This is a genomic window from Microbacterium sp. UBA3486 (assembly GCF_002377845.1).
Taxonomy (GTDB): domain Bacteria; phylum Actinomycetota; class Actinomycetes; order Actinomycetales; family Microbacteriaceae; genus Microbacterium; species Microbacterium maritypicum_A.
The window spans coordinates 465-6,657 of the sequence record NZ_DFQP01000031.1; the positions used below are offsets into that span (position 1 = coordinate 465).

5 protein-coding genes and 2 pseudogenes are annotated in these 6,193 nt (G+C 68.7%); all 7 read right to left on the bottom strand.

Annotated features, from left to right (window positions below; genetic code table 11):
- Positions 1–497, bottom strand: a pseudogene (locus B2869_RS03835) (CTP synthase); the annotation flags it as partial.
- 17 nt (positions 498–514) lie between these two features.
- Positions 515–2,206: a DNA repair protein RecN gene (gene recN, locus B2869_RS03840; RefSeq protein WP_292762991.1), complete on the bottom strand. Its 1,692-nt coding sequence runs from the start codon at positions 2,204–2,206 to the stop codon at positions 515–517.
- Positions 2,203–3,123 carry an NAD kinase gene (locus tag B2869_RS03845; protein WP_136023621.1) on the bottom strand — a complete coding sequence of 307 codons (921 nt, stop codon included), beginning with the start codon at positions 3,121–3,123 and terminating at the stop codon, positions 2,203–2,205. The genes recN and B2869_RS03845 overlap by 4 nt, the downstream gene beginning before the upstream one ends.
- Positions 3,120–3,917, bottom strand: a complete 798-nt coding sequence (locus B2869_RS03850) for a TlyA family RNA methyltransferase (RefSeq protein WP_136023622.1) — start codon at positions 3,915–3,917, stop codon at positions 3,120–3,122. The genes B2869_RS03845 and B2869_RS03850 overlap by 4 nt, the downstream gene beginning before the upstream one ends.
- On the bottom strand, positions 3,914–4,090 hold the full coding sequence (locus tag B2869_RS03855; protein ID WP_168436332.1) for a hypothetical protein: 177 nt from the start codon (positions 4,088–4,090) through the stop codon (positions 3,914–3,916). Before B2869_RS03855 ends, B2869_RS03850 begins: the two co-directional genes overlap by 4 nt.
- A gap of 52 nt (positions 4,091–4,142) precedes the next feature.
- Entirely contained in the window at positions 4,143–5,180 is a 1,038-nt protein-coding gene (locus B2869_RS03860; RefSeq protein WP_292762999.1) for an HAD-IIA family hydrolase, read from the bottom strand.
- Positions 5,180–6,193, bottom strand: a pseudogene (locus B2869_RS03865) (primosomal protein); the annotation flags it as partial. The pseudogene B2869_RS03865 and the gene B2869_RS03860, both read right to left, overlap by 1 nt.

The window sequence follows — 6,193 nt, forward strand, 5'->3', positions numbered from 1 at the left end:
AACGGCTGCGACTCGATGTCGCCGACCGTGCCGCCCACCTCGGTGATGATCACGTCGGGGCGCGGATCTTCCGAGGCCTGCAGGCGCATGCGGCGCTTGATCTCGTCGGTGATGTGCGGGATCACCTGGACCGTGTCTCCGAGGTACTCGCCGCGGCGCTCGCGCGCGATCACCTGCGAGTAGATCTGACCCGTGGTGACGTTGGCCGCCTCGGACAGGTTGATGTCGAGGAAGCGCTCGTAGTGTCCGATGTCGAGATCGGTCTCGGCGCCGTCGTCCGTCACGAACACCTCACCGTGCTGGAACGGGTTCATCGTGCCCGGATCGACGTTCAGGTAAGGGTCGAGCTTCTGCATCACGACGCGCAGACCGCGGGCCGTGAGGAGGTTTCCGAGGCTGGCTGCCGTCAGTCCCTTGCCCAAAGACGAAACGACACCACCAGTCACGAAGATGTGCTTGGTCGTGTCGTTCTTGGGTCCCGCAGAAGAAGAGTTCATCACGGGCTTCGATCCTATCAGGAGGTGGGGACGCGGAGGCTGAGAAGTTCGCGGGCGTGGGTCAGGGCGGCGTCGGAATCGGCGAGGCCTGACAGCAGACGAGCCATCTCAGCTTCCCGTTCCTCCCCTTCCAGACGGCGCACGCTGGAGGCCGTGACCGCACCATCATTGGCCTTCACGACCGATAGATGGTTGTTCGCGAAGGCCGCGACCTGCGCGAGGTGCGTCACCGCGATCACCTGCGACTTCTCGGCGAGTCGGGCGAGTCGCCGACCGACCTCGATCGCCGCGGCACCGCCGATGCCGGCGTCGACCTCGTCGAAGACGAACGTCGGAACCGGATCGGTCGCGGCGATCACCACTTCGATCGCCAGCATCACTCGCGACAGCTCTCCGCCGGAGGCTCCCTTCGAGACCGAGCGCGGCTCGGCTCCCGGATGGGGGGCGAGGAGGATCGCGACGTCGTCCCGGCCGTGGGCACTCTCGGCGCCCTCGGAGACCGAGACCTCGAGACGCGCGTCCGGCATCGCGAGCGCGTGCAGTTCGTCCGTCACGGCAGCACCGAGACGAGAAGCCGCCTCTGCGCGCGCCGCCGTCAGCGCCTCGGCGTGGGCGTCGAGTTCGACCCGTGCCGCATCACGCTCGGCGATCAGTCGTTCGATCCGATCGCCGTCGTCATCGAGTTCGGCCAACCGAGCGGATCCGGTCTGCCAGACGGTCAGCGCCTCGTCGAGCGAGCCGTGTGCACGGATCAGGGTGCCCAGCGCAGCGCGGCGCTCCTCGACAGCGGCGAGCTCGTGCGGACCCGTCTCGTCGAGATCGGCGAGATAGGCGGAGAGAAGGCCTGCGGTGTCGGCGATCCGATACCCGATGTCGGCGAGGCTCTCGCTGATCTCGGTCAGCTTCACGTCGGCAGCGCGTTCGAGTACTCGACGCGCCTCCGCGACGAGAGCCGAGGCATCAGGTTCGCCCTCTTCGCTCGAGAGCGCGCCGTGCGCGAGCGAGGCCGCGAGACGCAGCTCCTCGGCGTTCGCGAGACGCTCGGCACGCGCGGTGAGCTCCTGGTCCTCCCCTGGCTCCGGAGCCGTCGCCTCGATCAGCGCGAGGGCTTCTCGCAGCCGCGACGCCTCTTCGGCGCGACGGTCACGGTTCTCGGTGATCTCGGATATCTCGGCGTCGAGTGTCCGCCAGCGTGCGAAGGCCCGGGCGTATTCGTCCACGGCCTCAGCGATCGGGGCCCCACCGAAACGATCGAGCGCATCACGCTGCGCGACGGCCGAACGCAGTCGCAGCTGCTCGGACTGGCCGTGCACGACCACGAGCTCGTCCGCGAGCGAGGAGAGCACACCCGCGGGGGCCGCGCGCCCGCCGACACTGGCACGGCTGCGTCCTTCCGAACTGAGCGTACGAGACACGTAGAGCTCCGCGCTGCCGGCACCGACAGGCTCCAGCTCGCCACCGGCCTCGGCGACGATCTCGGCGACGGTTCCGCTCTCGGGGACGATCCAGACGCCCGCGACCGATGCCTGCGCCGCGCCGGCACGCACGGCTCCGGAGTCGGCGCGCTGGCCCAGCAGCAGTCCGAGTCCGGTGACGACCATGGTCTTTCCGGCGCCGGTCTCGCCGGTGATCGCGGTGAATCCGGGACCCAGCGGCAGCACGGCATCGGCGATGACGCCGAGCCCCTGCATCCGCATCTCCTCGATCATGACGTCGCCCCCGGCGCCTGTCCACGCCACCCTTCGACGGGAAGCTGGAACTTGCGCACGAGTCGGTCGGTGAATGCCGTCGGGTGCAGACGAGCCAGCCGCACGGGACGCGAAGAGCGGCGCACCACCACGCGCGCGCCCGGCGGCAGGTCGTGCGAGCGGCGACCATCGCACCAGAGGATGCCCGAGCCGTCCGTGCGTTCGAGCATCTCGATCGCCACCGAGGCATCGGGGCTCACCACGAGCGGCTTGGCGAACAGGGCATGCGCCGACAACGGCACCACCGCGATCGCCTCGACACTCGGCCAGATCACCGGCCCCCCGGCGGAGAAGTTGTAGGCCGTCGAGCCGGTCGGGGTGGAGATGACCATGCCGTCGCATCCGAAACTCGACAACGGCCGGCCGTCGATCTCGAGAACGATCTCGATCATCCGCTCACGGCTGGCCTTCTCGACCGTGGCCTCGTTGAGGGCCCACGTCTCATAGACGACCGTGCCGTCGACATCCTTCACACGCACGGACAGGGCGAGCCGTTCCTCGACCTCGTAGTCGCGGTCGATCACACGACGTACGGCTTTGTCCATGTCGTCGCGGTCGATCTCCGCGAGGAAGCCGACGTGCCCCATGTTGATGCCGAGCACCGGAGCCCCGCTGTCGCGCACGAGTTCCGCTGCGCGCAGAATCGTCCCATCCCCACCCAGCACGATCGCCAGTTCGAGGTCGGCCGGATCGACGGAGATGCCGAGTACGGCGATGTCGGCGAAGAAAGGATCCACGGCCACGAGGGCCTCGTGATCGTCGGCGGCCAGGACCGGTCGCGCTCCGGCCTCCCGAAGCGCGTCGACCACCCGCCGAGCGGCGTCGACGGTGTCCACACGGCCCGCGTGAGCGACGACCAGGATGCTGCGCTCGTTCATCGTCCTCCTGCCAGTCGGTTGATGCTGTCCAGCCATTCTGTCGGATTGCTGCCTCGACCCGGTGCGAGGTGCACGAGATACTCGGCGTTGCCGTGGGTTCCGAGGATCGGGGAGGGAAGGATGCCGAGCATTCCGAACCCCACGTCCCACGCGCTCCACACGGTGCGCGCCACGGCGTCGGCGCGTGTTGCGGGGTCGGTGACCAGTCCCCCACGGACGGCGGTGCGTCCGACCTCGAACTGCGGCTTCACGAGAAGCAGGACGTCGGACTCCGATGCGACCACCGCGGCGACGGCCGGCAACACGAGTTCGAGAGAGATGAACGAGAGGTCACCCACGACCAGATCGGGGGCTGCGACCTCGCCCGTCGCCTCGGCGAGGTTCTCCCGTGTCATGTATCGGACGTTGTAGCCCTCGACGGACACGACTCCGGGATCAGCGGCGATCGACGCGGCGAGTTGTCCATGCCCGACGTCGACCGCGAGCACCTCACGTGCTCCCCGCTCACGGAGCACCTGGGTGAAGCCGCCGGTGGATGCGCCCATGTCGAGTGCCAGCCGCCCCTCGACCGGTATCGCGAAGCCGTCGAGGCCCGCGATGAGCTTGTGCGCGGCACGTCCGACGTAGTGGTCTGCACCGGCGATGGTGATCTCCGCCGCATCGTCGACCGCAGTGGAGGCCTTCACGACAGGTCGCCCGTCGACGCTGACGAGGCCCTCCGAGATGAGAGTGGCCGCGTGGGTGCGCGAACGGGCGAGTCCTCGGGCGGCGAGGGCAGCGTCGAGTCGCGTCATCGGGATCCCGAGGTCTCCCGCTGCTCGAGCTTCGCGCCGCTCTCGAGGCGGCGGGAGAGCTCGTCGTGGAGGGCCGAATACGCATCGGCCCTCGCCGGGAGCGGCTGCCCCTCGATCAGGCGCAGTCGACTCCACAGGCCATCGGTCGGCGCGCTCGTCGTCTCATCGCTCACGGTTCTACTGTACGCGGCCCGTCCGACGCGGAAGGGCGCCACGCGAGCACCGTCAGGGACGGTGGAACGGGTCGTCGTAGAGGCGCTCCGGAACCCTCAGCACGAACACGGGAGTGCCGGATGCCCAGATGGCGGCGGCACCCGCACGCAACAGGTCGATCTGCTCGCCGGAATCCGCCACGATCTCGACGTCGGCGCCCGAAACCCGCACTGCCGCGCCGTTCACGCGGAAGACGCCGTCGTGCTCGGTCACCTCGGGATACGGTGCATGCAGTTCGCGCAGGTCGCCGAGGATGTAGGTGGGACGCGAGCCCTCGGGGGCGGCCAGCACGTGCTTCGGGCGGTCGATGCCGGTGAGTACCAGGACCGAGTCGATGCCGACCCGGCTCGCCCCCATGATGTCGGTGTCGAGACGGTCCCCGATGAAGAGGGCCTTCTTCGCTCCGAAGCGTGCAAGGGCCTCCTGGAAGATCGGCGCCTCCGGTTTCCCCGCGACGGTGGCGAGCCTGCCGATCGCCGTGTGGACGGCGGAGACGAGCGTCCCGTTGCCGGGTGCGACTCCCCGCTCACGGGGGATCGTCCAGTCGGTGTTGGTGGCGATCCACGGGATGCCGCCTTCGTCCTCAGGAAGTTTGAGGGCGAAGGCCGCCTCAGCGAGATCCGTCCACGCGACCTCCGGGGCGAATCCCTGCACGACGGCGCTCGGCGCATCCTCCGCACTCCGTGTGACCGTATACCCGGCTTTCTGCACCTCGTCGACGAGACCGTCACCGCCGATGACCAGGATCGTTGCCGGGGCGGGCACGATCTGAGCCATCAGCCTCATCGCCGCTTGCGGGCTCGTGACCACGTCGGATGCCTGGACGCGGAGGCCCAGACTGCTCAGATGCTCGGCGACCGATGCATCAGTCCGAGCCGCGTTGTTCGTGATGTACCCGAGCCGCACCGACTTCGCAGCCTCGTTGAGGCTGTCCACCGCGTACGGCAGGGCCCCGGGACCGGCGTACACCACACCGTCGAGGTCGGCGAGAACCGTATCGACTCCGTCAAGCGGAGTGCGAGGCGATCGCTTCCGAGAGAACAGCGCCACTACGCCTCCGGTTCCGACTCGTCGTCCTCGCCGAGGAGCTCGCGCACCTCGTCTTCGACGGTCGGTTCCTCAGCGACGAGCGCGGCTTCGTCGACGTCGGCAGGCGCATCGGACGCTGGCTCTTCTCGATCCGCGTCATCTGCCTCCAGGGGCGTATCCGCCGCGGAATCATCGTCATCCTCGTCGGGGAACTCTCCCTCGATGAGGCTGTCTTCGATGAAGATCTCCTCGTCGCCGGCCTCATCGACCCCTAGCGCCTCAGCGGCGACTTCGGCGCGGTGCGCCCAGAACTCCGCCTCCTCGGTGCGCCCGAGGTCTTCGAGCACGGCAGCGCGGGCGGCGAACAGCGCCGGGCTCCATTCGAAGGCCCGATCGGGATCGAGCTCCGGGATCTCCAGCTCGCCGAGTGCGAGTTCGAGATCGCCCTGGTCGAGACGGGCACCGGACATCGCGATCGCAAGCGCGACCCGGACCGGAGTCTCGAGCGCAGAACGATCGACGGCGCGTCCGGTCTCGAGCGCACGATCGGAGCGACCGATTCCGCGCTCGCTGTCAACCATCAGAGCGATCTGATCGTCCTTGCCGGAGATACGACGGTAGGTCCGCAGTTCGCGTAGCGCCAGGGCGAAGTCTTCCGTGGCGTAGGCGGTGATGCCGAGGGTCTCACGGACGATCGCGATGCGTCCAGCGCGGCGCGATGCGGCCAGCGCGTGCTCGTGGGCAAGCGCCGGGTCCTCGTCGATGAGACGAGAGGCCATCGCCAGGTGCCGGGCGACGTGTTCGGCGTTCTCCTTGCTCAGCGTCTTGAGCTCATTGCGCGCTGCGCCGTTGAGGTCGCGAGCCGTGACGTCGTCGGGGATCTGCGGCTCATCGAACCGCGGACGCTCGTTCGTCGCCTGAGCCGGACGCTCTCGCCCCGCTCCCCCGCGCTGCGGGAATGAACGTGAACGATCGCGGTCGCCGCCTTCGCGACGCGGGGCGCCACCGTCGCGGTTGTAGCCGCCACCTTCACG

What these genes read in the sequence shown, in the direction of transcription:
- B2869_RS03850 (WP_136023622.1), bottom strand. Translation starts at nt 3,917, where the DNA reads ATGACGCGACTCGACGCTGCCCTCGCCGCCCGAGGACTCGCCCGTTCG.
- recN (WP_292762991.1), bottom strand. Translation starts at nt 2,206, where the DNA reads ATGATCGAGGAGATGCGGATGCAGGGGCTCGGCGTCATCGCCGATGCC.
- B2869_RS03845 (WP_136023621.1), bottom strand. Translation starts at nt 3,123, where the DNA reads ATGAACGAGCGCAGCATCCTGGTCGTCGCTCACGCGGGCCGTGTGGAC.